This is a genomic window from Ectobacillus sp. JY-23 (assembly GCF_023022965.1).
GTDB lineage: Bacteria > Bacillota > Bacilli > Bacillales > Bacillaceae_G > Ectobacillus.
In genome coordinates, this window is the sequence record NZ_CP095462.1 from 579,445 (window position 1) to 597,482 (window position 18,038).

Below are 18,038 nucleotides of genomic sequence, written 5' to 3' on the forward strand. Positions count from 1 at the left end.
TAACTCTAAAGCCGACAGAATAGAGAATAACGAACACTCATAAAGGAAAAATCCGAACTAGATCGAATTCTATGTAGAGAATTCCGACTAATAGTTCGGATTTTTCTTTGGCTGAAAACCTTTTGTCCCAGCCTCTTTTCACAGCATGTCCGTCCAGATTTTAATGGCAGTAGCCGCAATCAATATGGCCAGTATAACTTGCAGTACTTTTGTGTTCATCTTCTTGCCTGCCATCGCACCTACCGGAGAAGCAAGTAAACTTGCGATGACCATAATGAATGCAGGACCATAGTCAATTTGACCGGTTGTGATTTTGCCGACAGTGGCGCCGATTGATGAGATAAAGGTAATTGCTAGAGAAGAAGCGATGGTCATGCGCGTTGGTATTTTCAGCACAACAAGCATAATTGGTACCAATAAAAATGCACCTGCTGCGCCTACAATACCCGATCCCACACCAACGATAAAGGCTAGTATCGCCGCAACCCATTTATTAAAAGTAACCTGGTCAAACGGAATATCGTCGACATTTTTTTTCGGTACAAACATCATGATAGCGGCAATGAGTGCTAAGGTGCCATAAGTTACATTAATGCCGCTCTCGGTCATAAATCTAGAACCATATCCACCTACAAAACTACCTATTAAAATACTCGCGCCCATGTAGCCAATGAGCGTTTTATTCAAGTAACCGCCCTTTCTGTACGTCCACACACCGCCTATAGTAGCGAAAAAAACTTGAATTGCACTGATACCTGATACTTCGTATGCACTAAATGCGGCAATTCCAAATAGCGGTGGAATGTATAGAAGCATTGGATATTTAATAATCGAACCACCAATGCCAAGCATACCAGAAATATAAGAACCGATAAATCCGATTGAAAAGATAACAATGATAAATGTAGCATCCATGTAATACCCCTCCCTGTAACAAAAGGGAACCTCATATCGGTTCCCTTTTCAATTAGCCCTTTTGTATCCAAAATTTAAAGATACCGTTCTCTTCTGTATGTTGGAGTAATGTGTGTCCGCCAGATTTCGCCCAGGCAGTTAGATCATTTTTTGCCCCTTTATCTGTCGCATGTATCTCTAGCACTTCCCCTATTTGCAGTTCGTTAATCGCTTTCTTTGTTTTAATGATTGGCATTGGGCATGCTAAACCTTTTGCATCTAATACTTGTTTTACTTCCATGTTTCTTCCTCCTTATGATTTATCGTACCGCACAGCGGTTTGGACCGATTTCCATCTCGCGTTGCTGTTCTTCATCTGGTGTGATTTTACCCATGTTTGTTTGACGAATCTCTTGGTATGCATTCGGTTGCGGCGGCAGATTTTCCGTCACAAGCTTTCTAAATTCGTTTTGATCGGCAATATTTAAGCCGTGATTTTGTGCATACAACACACCTAGCTTTTCAGATACACTGCCATCTTCTTTAAGCTCTTCAATAATCATGAAGTGTGCAGGCAATACAAGCAAATCAGCTGACAGTTCTTTATAGCGTTTATACAAGCTTTCACGCAGATCATCAACCCAGTCCTCAGCTTTTCCAGCCAGGTCAGGTCTTCCGATGGAGTCGATGAACAAAATGTCACCTGTCAATAGGAACTGTCCATCCACAACGAAAGATGTAGAGCCGATCGTATGACCTGGTGAGTATAGAGCATGAATATCAATTGCCGTATCTCCAATCGTTACTACGGTTCCGTCCTCTAATGGTTGATAACTAAACACTACCTCTTCCGCATCTTTTGGAGGCAACCAATATGTTGCGTTTGTTTTTTCAGCGATTACACGTCCGCCGGAGATATGATCAGCATGCAGGTGCGTATCAAACACATGAACAATTTTCGCATGCAAGCTATTCGCAAAATCTAGGTATACATCTGTCATACGCGTTGCGTCAATAATGGCTGCTTCTCCGTTAGATATTACCATGTAAGATAGACAGCCTTTTCCGATGCGTACGAATTGGTAAATCTCCCCGCCGTTTTTTAGATCGCCAATTTTAACTGGCTCTAGGTGTTCACTCCAAGCCTTCATACCGCCTTTTAGATAGGAAACCGTAAGTCCCGCTTCAGAAAGCATCTCGGCCACCATGATAGAAGAACCTTCTTTCGCACAAACTACTAAAACTTCTTGATCAGTAGGAATGCGATCTAAGATTTCTTCTACACCGTCCAACAACTCAAAGTATGGCACATTTAAGTATGAAAAGTTTGCACCTTCAATTTTCCAATCATTGAAGTCACCTTCGTTACGAACATCTAGTACAAACAGTTTTTCTTTATTAAATACCTTTTTTGTTACTTCCTTTGTAGTCATTACATGAACAGTCATTCAAATTACCCCCTTAGGTATATTTTGTGATAAAAAAATTTGGCACAGGAACGTAACTTAGTTCGTTACGCCCGTTGTTTTTCCGGACCATTGGCTCATGCCCGGTATAACATTCACTACATGCGTGAAGCCGTTTTCTATCAGCTTTTGTGCAGCTAAATCACTACGATTTCCTGTACGACATACGACAAAAATTTCATTGCTTTTGTTTAACTCATGCATACGGTTTTCAAGCTCTCCAAGTGGGATAGACACTGCATTCGGAATGTGTTTGAATGCATATTCCGCAGCTTCGCGTACATCCAGCACAACGATGCTTGTTACTTCTGTTAATTTATTTGCAAGCTCAGCATTCGTAACAACATACGGATGTTTACGCTCAATCGTTTCTTCTCCTGACGCTTTTCGCAAGTAGTGCTTTAATACAGGGCCTTCTTCTAACGTACCCAAATACTGATGTCCTGTACGTTCCGCCCATGCTTTTAAGTCAGCCTTTGAGCCTTTATCAGTTGCTTGCACCTCAAGCACTTGGCCTGCTTCCATCGTGTTCATCATTTTTTTTGTTCTCACGATTGGCATTGGACACGCCAAGCCTTTTGCATCTAACAATACATTCGCCTTCATCTGTTCCATGTCAAATCCCCCTTTATTCTACTTCTCCTGTCCATGCCAGCATACCGCCTTGCATGTTAATAACGTTAAAGCCTTTTCCTTCTAAAAACTGTACAGCGCTGGCACTTCTGCCGCCAGAACGACACACGACAATGTATTCTTTTCTGCTGTCAAGTTCATACATACGGAATTCAATCCAACCAAGCGGCAGATTTACCGCACCAGGTATTTTTCCTTCTGCGACTTCCGCAACTTCACGAACGTCGAGAATGTTTAAACTCTTACCTTGTTTTAATAATGTCTCAACCTCTTGCGGCGTAATTTCTCTCATCTCAACCACTCCCTCTTTAGCTCCAGGCGCTCATGCCGCCTTTTACATTTGTAATGTTTTGAAAGCCTTGTTTTTTGAGTAACCTACATGCTTTACTGCTTCTCATACCGCTTTGACAAATAACGATGATTTCCTTCTCTTTGGACAATCCGGCTACTTTGTTTGGCAACTGCTGCAGCGGAATATTTTGAAAGCCTCGGATGCTGTTTGCTTTAAACTCACTAGGTGTACGAACATCAATATATTGCTTGTTTCGATGATTTAATTGTTGTTTTAAATCCAATGCGGAGATCTGTTTTATTCCTTTTGTTGGTAGCATTCCCTGGACAAAGAAGATGATGATGAGCACAAAAATCCCATATATAAGGTAATCCATGTTATCCCCCCTAAGGTATCTTAAATGAATAAGTTTACGTTGCCTTCTTCAGCATCTGCCAAATACGCAGCTACACCAGCATAATCAATACTGTCAAGTAATTCTTCTTTTTGTAAACCTAATAAGTCCATTGTCATTGTACAAGCAACCAGTTTTATATCCTGCTCCTGCGCCATTTCAATTAGATTTGAAAGTGGCAATGCATTGTGCTTTTTCATAACATCTTTAATCATTTTTGGACCAAACCCAGCAAAGTTCATTTTAGATAGTCCCATATTTTCAGCACCACGTGGCATCATCTTGCCAAACATTTTTTCCATAAATCCTTTTTTAAGCGGTACATGTTCGTCTTTACGAAGGGCGTTCAAGCCCCAGAAGGTGTGAAAAATTGTAACCTCGTGGTCATATGCAGCTGCTCCGTTTGCAATGATATAAGCTGCCATTGCTTTGTCATAGTCTCCGCTAAATAATACAATCGTTGTTTTTTTCTTTGCCTCCATAGTTCCCTCTCCTTTTATACCTATATGGGTATATTTATTTTAAAAATTTTTATACTTTTTGAATTCAAAATTTAAATATACCGTGTTCTTCTTCATGCTTTACAAGTGTGTGTCCACAGGACTTTGCCCATGCAGCAAGATTATTGTAAGAACCTTTATCTGTCGCATGCACTTCTAGTACCTGCCCCGCTGTCAGTTTACTCATTGCTTTTTTTGTTTTTATAATTGGCATTGGGCATGCCAATCCTTTTGCATCTAATAGCTTATCTGCTTTCATAATGATAACCCCTTATTTTTACCTGTGGGGGTATTATAAAAACATAATGTACCTTGTCTATATGTTTTATCGACTTTTCACCAATAAACCGACAGCTTCTTGAATCAAATCATCGGTTTTGTCACCATTTTTCTCCGCCTCTATTACGCACTCTACAAGATGGGAGCTTACAACGACTCCTATCGTTTTATCAACTGCAGATCGCACAGCAGACAGCTGCGTAATAACATCTTTGCAGTCTTTCCCTTCTTCCATCATTTTCAGGATGCCTCGGAGCTGACCTTCCATACGCTTTACCCTGTTTTTCATTTGGGCATTATATTTCATATGATGACGCTCCTTTCTACATCAGTAATTTTGCTTACACGCTTATAATATACCCCTTAAGGTATATTGTCAATTATATATTTACAAAAAGATTTTGTTAAAGTTCGTTGTTGATTTCCGTTACGGGGGTTCGCTTTCCATGGGCGGTCAGAGAGCCTCCTTGGCGCTATACATCTGCTAGGTCTCCATTTGATTTCCTTTTCCCGCAGGAGTCTCCTATCTTCACTTCCACCAACAAGCGCAAATACCCTTAACGCATTCAAAAGAAAAAGCAACTGTTTCTACAGCTGCTTTTGGTAACAAATAAATGCGATTGCTTTTGTAAATCCTTCATCCATATACAGTTTTGTTGCATGCTCATTTTCTGCATTCACACTGAGAAGAGCATTCTGTAGGCCGATCGTATGGCCGAATGACAGAGCAACGCGAAGCAGTTGCCTGCCGAGTCCTTTTCCTTGATAAGAAGGAATAATGGCCAGTGGACCAATGCCCAAATGTGGTGCACCATTGTGTTCTTCTTTATATGTTCGTATAAGACCCACTGGTTTCTTGTTATGATATAAAAGAAATGTGCCTCCTTCAATGGTGTCTTCTCTTTGACGCGTCTTCGCTACCTCTTCTGGTGTAATAGGTGTTTCCGAACCTGAAAGTTTGGCAAACCCAGCATTTCGTACCGTACAATAATCTGCCTCATCTTGTCCAAACGCAAACGTTTTTAATGTATACTCCTCGGGGATTACTGGTGTAGACACTTCTGCTGTTGTTCGTTCCAAACCGTATGCATAACGCTCTATCTCAAACGATAAAGCTTCTACAGCTTGGCGAAGCGTTTGGTTATGTTCTGGTACGAAAAGAAACAGCTTATCCAGCCCTTTTGCATGAGGCAAGATTGCCTGAAATAAGCCTTCATATGCCTCTTGTGATGCCGCGTGAAAAATACGAAATCGACTTCTGTTGCCTCTTTTCAAATACTCATTTACTAAAAGAGAAGCAGTGCCGATAATCTGCTCCTTCTCGTCAACTGCAATGTAAGTCGGATTTTCAGCGTTCACTACAAACTGTGCCAATTCTTCATCGACTAAAAAGGAATCATCTAAGGTATGGCGTTGTTCTTTGCAGTAGCTAAGAAACGCATCTATTTCACTAGTATGTAATGGTTTTATTTTCATATAAGCTCCTCCTGACTAGGCATAAACTTATATTTCGAAATAGAGGTTCACAAATCCTGCAAATAAAACAAATGGGAAATGTGTATAATATGGACACCTTTTACAATCTTATTTCTTATTCAACCCTTGCTTTATAACAAATTCTTTCATATACATCCGCACAGGTTTCGCAAGCATACGTGCCATCTGTCCTGTCCATGTATCTGCGCGTGCCCCTTCTGTCCGCTCGCTATAATACTGGCTAATCACTTCATTGTATGATCTAAGCTCCTGTTTCATCTTCTCCCGATCTTGTTTGTATGCCTCTTCGTGGTAAACATGCTGAAACGGCAAACGCGGTTTCACGCTTCCTTCTTCAAGCGGATAACCAACTGTCATACCGAATAGAGGAATAACACATTTTGGTATATTCAGTAACTGTGTTACCTCTTCTAAATGATTACGTAATCCACCGATATAACAAATCCCAAGTCCCATTGATTCGGCTGCGATAGCCGTGTTTTGCGCTGCGAGTGTGGCATCAATGACAGCCACCATAAATTTCTCCGTGCTTTCGAGGGAAGCGGAAACACCTTGCTGTTCCATTTCTGCTAGCACATCGTGACGATATAAATCAGCACAAAACACGAAAAAATGGCCATTGGTTTCCACGTACGCTTGATTTCCAGATAGCTCCGCAAGTCGCTTCTTTTTCTCAGCGTCCTTTATACCAATGATAGAATAAGCTTGTATGTAGCTTGAGGTAGAAGCAGCCTGTGCGCTAGCTACTAATAATTGAATTTGCTCTTCTGTAAGCTGACGATTTTCATATTTACGAATAGAACGATGCTGCAACAGAGTCTCAATTGTTTGATTCATTTTATATCCCCCTTTTCTCTTATGTTACAAGAAACCATCCTATATGAGAAAGAATTTGCACTATTAAAATGTTGCGGTCTTATTTTATGACATTACGCGAAGGACAACTATTCGTTTATAATAAACACAAAGGAGAGATACATATGACGGAAGATATTTTTCATACTGTATATGAGGCTGTACTAACACGAAGCGAACGATATGATGGAATATATTATACAGGTATTGTTTCTACTAAAATTTTTTGCCGCCCTTCCTGTCGTTCACGTATACCAAAGCCTGAAAATGTTAGAATTTATTCTGATATTGAAGCGGCGAGGCAAGCTGGCTTTCGCCCGTGCAAGCGGTGTAAACCGGAAATATCGGAAACCTATGGACCGGACAGACGTCTTGTTCAAAATGTGACAGAGGTCATTCGTACACGTTACGATGAGCCTATTACCTTACAACTACTTGGCACAGCTTTACACACCAGCCCGTACCATTTGCAGCGTGTATATAAACAGTTGACAGGCATTACCCCAGCGCAAATGTTGCTGCAAACCCGTATGAACACAGCCAAGCGCCTGCTTGTAGAAACTACGCTTAGTATCGCTGAAGTGGCATTCAAAGTTGGCTTTCGTAGCCCTTCGTATTTTTCATCCACATTTCAAACCTACACGGGTATTACACCTAGTACGTATAAACAACAAAAGGAGATTATCGATGAAATATAATGTATATTGGGATTCTTTTACCCATCCAAAGATTAATGGAACTCTTTATATAGCAGCTACAGATAAGGGTATTTGTCGCATTACTTGGCCGCACGAATCCTTTGAAGTATTACAATCTTGGGTGCAAAAGAAAATACCAAATGCAACACTCATAGAAAAACCAGCAATACTAGCACCTTATATCAAAGAACTTACTGAATATTTTAACGGCACCAGAAACATGTTCACTGTGCCCTGCGATTTACGTGGTACAGCGTTTCAAACAGCAGTCTGGAAGGCTTTAACTACAATACCGTTTGGTCAAACACGTAGCTATTCAGACATTGCAGTAACAACGGGAAATGCAAATGCCGTTCGTGCAGTAGGCACTGCCAACGGCGCCAATCCCGTACCTATTATTATTCCCTGCCATCGGGTGATAGGTAAGAACAATGCACTCACAGGGTTCCGAGGCGGTTTACAAATGAAAGAAGTACTGCTAGCACTTGAAGGGTACACTGATTACCTTAAGCAAGGGCATGAGCGCTTTCAATTTTAAAAAGCTTGCAAAACGCAAGCTTTTTCTTATGGAATCAATTTTGTCGCTTTCGCTTTTTTAGCGGTGTTCCTAATTCTTTTGCTAAGCGGCTTCTTTAAAAGAAGAGCAATCATGATACAGATACCAATAAACAAGCATAGTACAAATATGTCATGAATGGCAATATCCCATATCACTCCGCCTACCGCCTCACGCAATAAACTTACTGCGTATGTGAATGGCATGAATGGATTAATTGCTTGAAAAAATGGTGAAGTCATGCTGACTGGAAATGTTCCTCCTGAGCTTGACACCTGCAATACCAAAAGGATAACAGCGAGCCCTTTCCCAATATTACCAAACACAGAGCAAAGTGTGTACGTGATAACTGTAAACACGAGCGCAAGAAAAATACTAAATAGAATATACGCTGCTGTATTTACTGTGTATACATGTAAAATTAGCAAATTCCCTAATGTTGCGCAAAGCGCCTGTAGCGCAGAAATTGTACTAAACGTAAGCAGTCTTCCAAAATATACTTCGTAGCTTTTGTATCCCTGCTCTTCCACATCTACACGCAAGGAAGATACGAGAAGGGTCGCCCCAACCCAGAGCGCAAGCATCGTGTAAAACGGATTCATAGCCGATCCATAGTTTGGAATCGGAAACAAACGCTTTGTTTGCAAAATAATAGGATTTGCTAAAAAATCACTTTCTTGTTTTGGGTTATTTTTTAATACATCAATGATCTCATATAAATTTGTCTCTCGTTCAAACTTACGGATATGGTCAGCGGCAACATGAATCTTTTCATCTAATATAGGCAAATCAGTACGGGCCAGCTTTGCAGCACTATGAACAGCCTCCTCCATTTGTGGTAACCTCGTTCGTATGATATCAACAGCTCGTTGCATATCGGCTTCCACTTGGGGTAAGTCTTGACGAACAAAGTCAGCTGCCTGGTGAATTTTTTGTTCAACACCTGGAAAATCGTTTTGTATAAACAATGCTACAGTTTCTACAATCTGCTTTGTCTGTTTCACTTTTTCCGTCAATGACACATTTAAAGTTTTTATAGAGGTAATCATTCTTTCGACTTGCTGTTTCAGTTGTTCTAACTCCTCTTGTTTACCAGTCATTTGTACATCTTTAGCTGCTTTTGTTTGTTCAATAGCTTCTTTAATTTGGTTTTGTAAATCTTGTAATATCTTTACCATATCGGTAACCAGAAAAGCCGCGCGCTCCATTTCATTCCATTTTTCTTGTATACGCAAAAGCGTTTGTCCAGCATCTTCAAGCACAGGTAATTTGGCTTCAATTTGTAAGATCCGCGCGCCAATATCCTGTAATACTGGTATTTTTGCTTCTAAATCAAGCAGCTTTTGCGCTTTCTTCTCTACATCAGGTAGCTTGGCCTCGAGCATAATGGCTGTCTCTCCCATTTCTCGAATACGCGGCATATCTTTTTCAAGTTCAAAAATACGATTAATCACATTTTGAATGGTCGGAAGCTCGCGTTCTAGTTCTATTCCTGCTTTGTTAAAGCCAGAAAAAATGGCATTTCCGACGTTTTCCACAAAAGATGCTGCAATTTGCGCCGTAATCCCCGTTGCCCCTGATGTTACAATTTTTGGCGCAATTGCATTTACCTTTTCATTTACAGTAAAAATAATTTCAGGTTTCTGCGGTCTCTCTTCAATAAAACTTGCAATTCGCTTTGAGAAATCTTTTGGAATGCGAAGACTCGCGTAATATATTCCATGTTTTACCCCTTGCGCAGCCTGATCTCGGTCAACAAATATCCAGCCGAGCTTTTTATTGTGTTTGAGATTTTCAATCACTTCGTTTCCAATCGCAATTGATTTGTCCTTAAGCATTGCTCCTTCATCTTCATTTACAACAGCAACCAAAATTCCGCTGGTGTGTTTATAGGGATCCCATACCGATTGTATATTTACCATTGCATAGATAGATGGCAGCACGATAAGCGCTGCAATCAACAGTATAACAACCGGAGTGGACCATACATTTTTCCAATCTTTTTTATAAATATTCCAAATTTGTTTCATACACAACCACCTTCAGCAACTAACATAATCTTACTATTTGTTTCATTGCGTCCGGTCATTCTTATTATAATTGCTCTTCTAATAATACAATTTATCACTTCAGCTAATATATCTCTTTCCAACACTGTTCCATTAGCAAGCTAATGAGTAACTAAGGGATGGTGCGAAACAATACCTAGATAGTTAGTCAAATGAGCTAGAATAAGCAAATTGGCATGTGAACAATATAACTTCAAAAAGGCAACGTGGCACTTTTCACACATCCGCTTCCTTCATACTTAGAAATCATCTTAATTTGTTATCAGTTAGATATCTCTTTTGATCATTTATTCCATTAAGGTATGTATTTATAAGGATGGTAAGAACGATACTTTCACATATAAAAAGCCGCCTGCATTATGCAGGCGGCTACGTGTTTGCGGCGTCCAACCGCGCTCCACATTGCGCGTTGCCCTAAGGGCGTGTTGTTCGTCTTATGCAAATCAGCTCATCGCTAGTCTAATATAACATATATGTGCATGTATCGCAACTTTATTTTTTCGCAGGCGGTTTAATAGGATCAGCCACAACTGGTGTCACACCAGACATTACCTCAATGTTTGTGTATTCTTCTGCGCGAAATGGATGAATTTTATTAGCGTGCGCAGCAATTTTCTCTCCCCACTGCTTGTCCGTTGCATAATAATAATTTATCCCGCCGTTGCCATCACCTAGATAAGATCCTTTATATCTCCAATTTGATGGATTTAAATAATTTTCGCGCAAAAATTTTGCTTGATAACGCACTGCATGCTCTACACTTTGGAAAGTATGAGCATAATACAGAGGATCGGCATCATAAGCACCAACGCTGAACAAGTTATACTTTTGCACCGCTAGTTCATTCATACCAAAGCGACTTTCATGAATAGCCATTGCCGCAAACAATAGCTGATTGATACCAGCTTCTGTTGCCACATCAATGAATAACTGCCCTTGTCCGCCGAAAATAGAACGCTCTCCTGTTAACACCTCATACTTTTGTATGTAACTATTAATTTCACTGGCCGTTACTTGCGAGGGATAACGTAAATTCATTGATTTATAATCTGTTGCAACCGGTACTACAGGTTGTGCAGGTGTTGCCGGAACGGGTGTTGCTGGTTTTGTCACAGGTGCTGTCGGTACTACGGGGGCTTTCAGTACATATTGACCAGATACCCACCCTTTTATATTGCCTGCTGTAACATAAAGCCAACCGCTTGCACTGTTTGACACCTGTACAACGGTTCCTTTCGCTAATTTCCCTACAATTTTATGACTCGTTCCAATGCCGACGCGAACATTTAATGCAGATGCAGTGACTTTGCCTTCATAGCTCGCAAAAGCAGGCTTTGCTATGTTTGGTAATGTTTGCACATATCGTTTTGCCACATAAGCTGTTTTCCCTTGAAAATTAATTTTAACCCACGCTGCATTATGCTCACTATAATCCAAAGTATTATTTTTATATATTTTACCAATGATTTTACCACTTGTGGATGGCGTAGAGCGAACATGTAGTGCAGAAGCTGTTACCTTACCGCTCGCCGCATCTGCTCCTGTCGCGAACCCTAACATTGACGGCGCTAAAACTGCTAACGCTGTAGCTTTTTTCCATATATTCCTCATAAGATGTCCTCCCGATAAACAGATAGAATATTCAAAAATATAAAGATATAGCTCTACCAATCTTTCCTGATAACCAGCAGAACATTTCCTACTACACTGTTATTCTACAATAGTTAAAACTGTTTGTGTTCGGCCAATATTTGGTTGTAACCGCTTAAGTCACTACTACTGTTGCTTTACACTTCGTCTAAATCCAAGTAGACATCATAATTTTTTATACGAACATGACCACGCCCCGTTGAATTTTATATATAACGAGATCCTCATAAAACAAAATCATTTGTTTACTCAAGTACAGGTAGGTTTAGATAAAAAGCGGAGGTACACCTATGGGAAGATACAGAATTATTACCTTTGACGGAGGCGGCGTACGTGGTGTTTTGTCGGCAATTATTTTATCAAGATTGTGTAAAGATTTTCCTGAGCTTGTTCGCACAACACATCTTGTAGCCGGCACTTCTGTTGGTTCATTCTTAGCACTGGGCCTGGCTAGTGGAAAAACACCGTTAGAAATTTTACAAGTATTTTCAAAAGAAAATTTATCAACTGTCTTCAGTTCTCCACATCGCATCCCGATTTTGCGCCCGCGCTATAGTAATGCGCACCTACATGAATTGTTGGTGTCTTTTTTGGGAGAAGAGCTACAATTAAAAAATTTGTATAAGCACGTCATTGTTACTGCTTTTGATGTGGGAGGACCATCGCAAAGTTCTTGGAAGACTGTTTTCTTCCATAATTTTTTAGAGCGTGATGGAGAAGTAAGGGCAGTTGATGCTGCGCTGGCAAGCTCGGCTGCCCCTATTTACTTCCCCTCTCATAACGGATTGATTGACGGCGGTGTGTTTGCAAACAGTCCAAGCGTAGCTGCCATTGCCATGGCGGCTAATCGTTGGCTTGGGGGACAGTGCTTGGATAATCTCGTTTTGCTATCTATCGGTACAGGCGGAGAAGAGCTTCGTATTACACAAGATACGAGCGAATGGGGATTTGGCCAATGGGCTTATAATGCACCGGAGAAACAACGATCTGAAGAACCACAATTTCCTTTGCTTTCGGTTATGCTAAATGGTGGTGCCGAGGCCGACTCGTTATACAGTGAATGCTTGCTTGGAAATCGTTATCATCGCTTAAACCCCACATTACCATCAAATGTACCGTTAGATGATGTAAAGGCATATGATTTGCTCGTAGAAACAGCACTCACGATAGATTTACATCCAACACTTGAGTTTTTGAGGCAACAATGGTATTAAAGCGCAAAAACAACAATTATCAACCTGAGAAGCTAGCTACTGAAACAGGAAAACACCTAGGACTTTATGCGTTCTTCTCATATAAAAAGCGCCTTAAGAAGGCGCTTTTACTTGTTACCGTAAATTTACTCCAATTAATCTACCCATAATAATTGGTAGTTCGATGTTTTCCTTTAAACCACGGAACAAGTCAGATTTTGGTCCGAAAGCGTACAGTGGTACATCTACACCAGTATGCTGTGTACTTGTCCAACCTACTAGTGCTTTCTCGCTAATTATTTCATTTAATACGATAGATGCTTTTGAGCCTGCAGCTTTAATCTTTTCAACTTCTTGATCGGAAAGATCAATTTGCGTGTAAGTTTTTACTATTTCTTTTATATTGGTCTTATCTAGATTAAATTGCTTTACCATAAAATCACCGGTTGCTGTGACATTGCGAAGTACTTCAAGTTTTGCGTCGTATTGACCATAGCCACCGACAGACATACCACCTGTATCATGGTCACCTGCAACAACTACAACTGTTTGACCATCTTTTTCCGCAAAACGAATGACTTCTTTTACCGCTTGCTCAAATGCCTCAGCATCCTTCATTGCCCACGCCGCATCATGTGCGTGACCCGCCCAGTCAATTTGACTGCCTTCAACCATCAAGAAGAATCCATCTTTATCTTTTTTCAACTTGTTTAATGCTGTTTTTGTCATGTCCGCTAAGCTCGGCTGACCTGTTTCATCACGGTCAAGTTCCGGCGCCATTCCTTCTGGTGCAAATAACCCTAATACTTTTTCACCCTTAGCTTCTTTTAGAGAGTTGGCATCTTCAGCAATTGTATAGCCTGCTCGCTTCGCCTCTGCCAACAAGTCACGCGTTTCCTGTTTCCCACCCTGCGCCTTCGTGATAAAATTATTCTTACCACCACCAAGCATAACATCGACATTATGATCAAGCATTTGAATGGCGATATCCGCCTCACTTGCACGAGATGCGACATGTGAAGAAAAAACTGCAGGAGTCGCATGTGTAATTGTAGATGTTGCAACTAAACCTGTTGCCTTTCCTACTTCTTGCGCACCTTCAAGCAATGTTTTAAGAGATTTTCCATCTGGTGTCATACTGATGACACCATTGTTAGTTTTATAGCCCGTTGCCATTGCCGTACCCGCAGCAGCAGAGTCCGTCACTTCAGAGTTAGCAGAATATGTACGCATCATGCCAACAAGCATAGAATCCCAAGCTGCTTCCTGTCCTTTATACCAACGATAATTGGTTGCATAAGATGCGGAAAATCCATCAGGCACCATGAAAATAATATTTTTCACCTTTCCCTTTAAATCATAGTTTACTTTTGCATCGGTTTCCTTTGAATTTGTCATCGTAATGCCGCCAAACAACAAGCTTGTCCCCAACAATGCCGCAGCTACCTTTTTCAACATACACGTCTCTCCCTTACTCTATTTTTTAGACAGACTTATCATAACGAACAAAAGTAAACACAGTGTGTACTTCACTTTAAATAGTTTTACATATTTGTAAAAAGTAGTTATATAACATTAACAATGAAATAATTTCAACAATTGACGAGCGGGAGACGCCTTTCTTATACTAAAACAAGTCAATCTAACAGAAGCGGGTGAAAGCAATGGATTTTCAAATTAATTATCTATCTTTTTACGTTGTTCACGTGGAAGGTAAAGGGGAACAAACAACCAAATACTATAAACATTTTCAAACTCTAGACGAAATAGAATATGAAGCTAGCCCATTAAAGGACTTTTTAGACGGAGAATTAGCTAAGATCGTAAAACGCAAGGTTGAACGGCATCCAAAGGGGGAGCAAGTACCTACTAAAATTGGATATTTTATTACAGAGGAAGGTCATGGATTAGATTCTAACCCGAACTTCAATGTGTTTCAGCGCGTTCGCTATGCAACTACAAAAGAAGCTTTCCAGCTTGCTAGCGAGATTCTCACTTCTTCTTACACAGACACAAGCGCTGTACGCGGTGGCGTGCTGCTTGTAGCAAGTGCCAAACTGCGCAAATACTTGGATGAGCCCTTTATGTTTATCATGAAATGTGACTTTGAACCAAAAGTTGCATCTATTTCCGATGAAGCAACACTGATTCGCAACGTCGAAATGGCCATCACAACAAAAAACATGAAGTCTATCCAATATCCCTACATGCCAGAGGAAGGCATGATGGAGGAGCGTGAGCTAAAAATTCATCAATCCTCTCACGCACGCTATTTTGAGGATTTCTTAAAATTCGTCCAGTACGAGCGGTCCATGCCCGAAATTGTCAAAAACCAAGTCATGACCATGGTATATGACCGTATGGAAAACGTCTACGAGGAAGAAAGCGAAGAACGCCAGCAATTTGAGGAAGCGATGGAAATTTGGTCAGCGAGTCCGAAGCGTGAGATGATGGAACATTTCAGCACAGAAGAAGTCATGGAAGCAGCGGCGCAGATTGTGGAGTATGCGCCAGAAGTAGAGTTAAAACTAAAGGCGGACCATATTTCTGTGAAAGGCTTGCTGGCGGATTTTGGGGAGCAGATTCATATCGCGAAAGTGAATGATAAGTATGTGCTGATGATTGAAGCCGATATGCTGACCTTTGAGAAGGGGTTCTCACCGATTGAGTTTTTGAAGCCGGATGAATTGGAGAAAGTCATGGAGCGGATTGGGAGAAAACGGGGATGAGGTAGGGATTTATGAGGGTTTTTGTGAGGATTTTTAGGGGTTTAGTGACCGATTTAGTGACCAAAAATGTTAGTTTAAAAACGTTGCTACTACAGCGTTTGATGCTTATTTAGTGACCAAAAATGTGACCAAAAAATTGCTCTTTAGGTTGTAAGTGATAGTTTCCCTTTTACAAAAAGAACAAGGGCTTTTCATCAAAAAATCCTATCTCCCATAAAGGGGGTAGGATTTTTTCATTTATTAAGACTACCAATTACTTATTACAAGATTAATATGTAGTCATTCAAATCCAAAAAATTTAGGTCGTTACTTTTCAAATTTTTTATTTGATTTTAATCTCCCACCCTTTTATTTCTTTTCAATATTAAATGACTTTATATGATGTTTGAACAAATAAATATCGTTTACAAGGAAAACTGGTGTTGTTACATCCTTAATTTCTTGAGCCAAACTATTATGCAAGTGTGACAAGCTCAGTGCAGTAATGGAACTTTTAATTTCTCCAGTGGTTAGTTTAAAAGTAACAATATAATTTTTCTGTAGCATATTTGCTCCTCCTTAATCTATTAGTAAACTTCATACTCAATAGCTAGATTTTATACACATATTACTATTTAAGATATACCTTTTACATATTCTCAATTTTATTTACTGAAAATTAAAAAAAAAAAAAAAAACAAATGGGATTAACCATTTGTCTTTTACAATCTTATTAGTCTATATAGCCATATTTTTAGATTTATCAAAAAATAATCCCAACTTCCAATTATCAACTACCTTAGGTACTAAACATTCATAACCAGCAGAAGCTAGAACAGCATGGTATAATGCAATAAATAAGAGTGTCTGGGAAAATCCGAATAATACAGTTCCTACAGATAGTGGAATAGTATTATTTTTCGATAAAGTGTTTCTCTTTCAATACGACTGCTCTGTGTTTCTTCAGCTTCGCTATTGTGGATGCAGGTAATAGTATCTTTCTTAAACTGGATTTCGTCTTTCCTCCAACCAAGAACGTCTTCCCATCATGACTTAACGTTTGGCTAATAGTTAGATGTCCCTTTTCTAAATCAACATCTTTCCACCGTAACCCTAACAATTCATCTTGTCGCATTCCAGTTACAAGAGCCATATGAAAGACAATAGAGTACCTGCTGTCCTGTGCAGCTTTTAAGAATAACTGTACTTCATGTTCATTCCACACAGTTAACTCTTCCTTATCAGCTTTAGGCAACTTCGTTTTAGCTGCAACATTTTTAGTAATTAGCTCCAAATCTATCGCATGTTCAAGAGAGTTCCGAATGACTTTGATTATCTTCTCTATTGTCCCTCGCTTTAAACCTTCGTCTCGTAGCGAATTAACGTAATTTTGCATGTGCAATGATGTTAACTTAGCTAATTTGATATTGCCCAGAGAAGGAATGATACGGCTGTTTAAATACCCTTTCAACACTTTCGCTGTTTGTATGCCAACACTATGCTTCTTTGTATTAAACCAACTCTCCAGATATTCACCATAAAGTAGCTTACTAGGTTCTACATATATTCCAATATGAACTTCTGAGAGTAGCTTTGTTAAAGAATTTTCTGCTTCTTTTTTGGTAGTGAATCCCCTCTTCTTCTTTTGCTTTCTTTTACCTGTTAAAGGGTCAATACCAACATCTACAATATAAAAATACTTTCCTGTTCTCTTATCTTTTTTGACGCTTCCTTTCATCGTTAAGAGCCTCCTTGGAGTCCTTAACTGTGCTGTATATGATAGTTTTATTATAACGGATAATAGGTAGCTTTTACTAAAATATTTATCCATATTATTCAATGGAAGGTTACAATTCACCCTCTTTACAATCCAAATTTTACAAAGGTTAATAGCATTGGTAAACGTATTATATTAATGAGGTAGATGTAAAAATGGTAAACAAGAGTACTAGAAAAAAGGTTATTTGCTATAAGATAAAAATAATGGAGTTTTTCTAATTTATCTTTATTCTCTTTCAACTAAATGTCCTATTTGCGAGTCATATCAACTGAATATCAATTATATATTTATTATCGCTTATTAATCGCTTTCAACATCTCAAGCATTTCTTTAAACTGTAGCTTTCTGCTCATTCTTCCTGCAAATGAGTGTTCTTTTAGTAATGCCCGTCATGGCTTCAACTTCCTTATCTGTTTAGTTCTCAAGCAGTTGCAAAGCCTGCCTTACTTGTAGCTTTGTATATTTTTTCGGCTTGTCTTTTTGGAAATCATTCCGCTCTTGATTTCCCTACCATAATGTGTACCAATTGATACCATTTATTTTTGGTTCACCTCAATTATGAACCTTTGAATTT

Annotated in this window: 19 protein-coding genes and 2 pseudogenes; 4 read left to right on the forward strand and 17 right to left on the reverse strand. The window is 39.6% G+C overall.

Annotation, left to right across the window (positions count from 1 at the left end):
- Positions 1-138: 138 nt before the first annotated feature.
- From MUG87_RS03060 to nfsA, 11 genes are all read right to left on the reverse strand, one after another.
- Complete coding sequence (locus tag MUG87_RS03060; protein ID WP_247085414.1) at positions 139-915, reverse strand: sulfite exporter TauE/SafE family protein; 777 nt, start codon at positions 913-915, stop codon at positions 139-141.
- A 52-nt stretch (positions 916-967) separates the two neighbouring features.
- Positions 968-1,195, reverse strand: coding sequence for a sulfurtransferase TusA family protein (locus tag MUG87_RS03065; RefSeq protein ID WP_247085416.1), 228 nt, complete (start codon positions 1,193-1,195; stop codon positions 968-970).
- A gap of 19 nt (positions 1,196-1,214) precedes the next feature.
- Positions 1,215-2,342, reverse strand: a complete 1,128-nt coding sequence (locus MUG87_RS03070; RefSeq protein ID WP_247085418.1) for an MBL fold metallo-hydrolase — start codon at positions 2,340-2,342, stop codon at positions 1,215-1,217.
- A 57-nt stretch (positions 2,343-2,399) separates the two neighbouring features.
- Complete coding sequence (locus MUG87_RS03075; protein WP_247085420.1) at positions 2,400-2,975, reverse strand: sulfurtransferase TusA family protein; 576 nt, start codon at positions 2,973-2,975, stop codon at positions 2,400-2,402.
- A gap of 13 nt (positions 2,976-2,988) precedes the next feature.
- The gene (locus MUG87_RS03080) at positions 2,989-3,285 is read right to left on the reverse strand and encodes a rhodanese-like domain-containing protein (RefSeq protein WP_247085422.1); all 297 of its coding nucleotides are present in this window, start codon (positions 3,283-3,285) and stop codon (positions 2,989-2,991) included.
- Positions 3,286-3,301: 16 nt separating this feature from the next.
- Positions 3,302-3,661 (reverse strand): rhodanese-like domain-containing protein, encoded by a 360-nt coding sequence (locus MUG87_RS03085; RefSeq protein WP_247085424.1) that lies wholly within the window; start codon positions 3,659-3,661, stop codon positions 3,302-3,304.
- 20 nt (positions 3,662-3,681) lie between these two features.
- Entirely contained in the window at positions 3,682-4,161 is a 480-nt protein-coding gene (locus MUG87_RS03090; protein WP_247085426.1) for a DsrE/DsrF/DrsH-like family protein, read from the reverse strand.
- Positions 4,162-4,225: 64 nt separating this feature from the next.
- Positions 4,226-4,438: a sulfurtransferase TusA family protein gene (locus MUG87_RS03095; RefSeq protein WP_247085428.1), complete on the reverse strand. Its 213-nt coding sequence runs from the start codon at positions 4,436-4,438 to the stop codon at positions 4,226-4,228.
- 66 nt (positions 4,439-4,504) lie between these two features.
- Positions 4,505-4,765 carry a metal-sensitive transcriptional regulator gene (locus MUG87_RS03100; protein ID WP_247085430.1) on the reverse strand — a complete coding sequence of 87 codons (261 nt, stop codon included), beginning with the start codon at positions 4,763-4,765 and terminating at the stop codon, positions 4,505-4,507.
- A 281-nt stretch (positions 4,766-5,046) separates the two neighbouring features.
- The gene (locus MUG87_RS03105) at positions 5,047-5,934 is read right to left on the reverse strand and encodes a GNAT family N-acetyltransferase (protein ID WP_247085432.1); all 888 of its coding nucleotides are present in this window, start codon (positions 5,932-5,934) and stop codon (positions 5,047-5,049) included.
- A gap of 108 nt (positions 5,935-6,042) precedes the next feature.
- Complete coding sequence (gene nfsA / locus MUG87_RS03110) at positions 6,043-6,792, reverse strand: oxygen-insensitive NADPH nitroreductase (RefSeq protein WP_247085434.1); 750 nt, start codon at positions 6,790-6,792, stop codon at positions 6,043-6,045.
- A 143-nt stretch (positions 6,793-6,935) separates the two neighbouring features.
- Between nfsA and MUG87_RS03115 the strand changes: the two genes are divergently transcribed.
- Both MUG87_RS03115 and MUG87_RS03120 read left to right on the forward strand, forming a co-directional pair.
- Positions 6,936-7,508: a bifunctional transcriptional activator/DNA repair enzyme AdaA gene (locus tag MUG87_RS03115; RefSeq protein ID WP_247085436.1), complete on the forward strand. Its 573-nt coding sequence runs from the start codon at positions 6,936-6,938 to the stop codon at positions 7,506-7,508.
- Complete coding sequence (locus MUG87_RS03120) at positions 7,498-8,046, forward strand: methylated-DNA--[protein]-cysteine S-methyltransferase (RefSeq protein WP_247085438.1); 549 nt, start codon at positions 7,498-7,500, stop codon at positions 8,044-8,046. Before MUG87_RS03115 ends, MUG87_RS03120 begins: the two co-directional genes overlap by 11 nt.
- A gap of 26 nt (positions 8,047-8,072) precedes the next feature.
- Here MUG87_RS03120 and MUG87_RS03125 read toward each other — a convergent pair whose 3' ends face one another.
- Both MUG87_RS03125 and MUG87_RS03130 read right to left on the reverse strand, forming a co-directional pair.
- On the reverse strand, positions 8,073-10,094 hold the full coding sequence (locus tag MUG87_RS03125; protein ID WP_247085440.1) for a YhgE/Pip domain-containing protein: 2,022 nt from the start codon (positions 10,092-10,094) through the stop codon (positions 8,073-8,075).
- Positions 10,095-10,625: 531 nt separating this feature from the next.
- Positions 10,626-11,744, reverse strand: a complete 1,119-nt coding sequence (locus MUG87_RS03130; protein ID WP_247085442.1) for an SH3 domain-containing protein — start codon at positions 11,742-11,744, stop codon at positions 10,626-10,628.
- A gap of 329 nt (positions 11,745-12,073) precedes the next feature.
- On the opposite strand from MUG87_RS03130, the gene MUG87_RS03135 reads away from it, so the two are divergent.
- On the forward strand, positions 12,074-12,997 hold the full coding sequence (locus tag MUG87_RS03135) for a patatin-like phospholipase family protein (protein WP_247085444.1): 924 nt from the start codon (positions 12,074-12,076) through the stop codon (positions 12,995-12,997).
- A gap of 114 nt (positions 12,998-13,111) precedes the next feature.
- Here MUG87_RS03135 and MUG87_RS03140 read toward each other — a convergent pair whose 3' ends face one another.
- Positions 13,112-14,434, reverse strand: a complete 1,323-nt coding sequence (locus MUG87_RS03140; protein ID WP_247085446.1) for an alkaline phosphatase — start codon at positions 14,432-14,434, stop codon at positions 13,112-13,114.
- A 206-nt stretch (positions 14,435-14,640) separates the two neighbouring features.
- Between MUG87_RS03140 and MUG87_RS03145 the strand changes: the two genes are divergently transcribed.
- Positions 14,641-15,705, forward strand: coding sequence for a DUF3900 domain-containing protein (locus MUG87_RS03145; protein WP_247085448.1), 1,065 nt, complete (start codon positions 14,641-14,643; stop codon positions 15,703-15,705).
- Between the two features lie 348 nt (positions 15,706-16,053).
- Here MUG87_RS03145 and MUG87_RS03150 read toward each other — a convergent pair whose 3' ends face one another.
- The 3 genes and pseudogenes from MUG87_RS03150 to MUG87_RS03160 all read right to left on the reverse strand — a co-directional run.
- Positions 16,054-16,251: a hypothetical protein gene (locus MUG87_RS03150; RefSeq protein WP_247085450.1), complete on the reverse strand. Its 198-nt coding sequence runs from the start codon at positions 16,249-16,251 to the stop codon at positions 16,054-16,056.
- A gap of 364 nt (positions 16,252-16,615) precedes the next feature.
- A pseudogene (locus MUG87_RS03155) lies at positions 16,616-17,422 on the reverse strand (tyrosine-type recombinase/integrase); the annotation flags it as partial.
- A gap of 372 nt (positions 17,423-17,794) precedes the next feature.
- Positions 17,795-17,875: pseudogene (locus MUG87_RS03160) on the reverse strand (hypothetical protein); the annotation flags it as partial.
- Positions 17,876-18,038 lie beyond the last annotated feature (163 nt).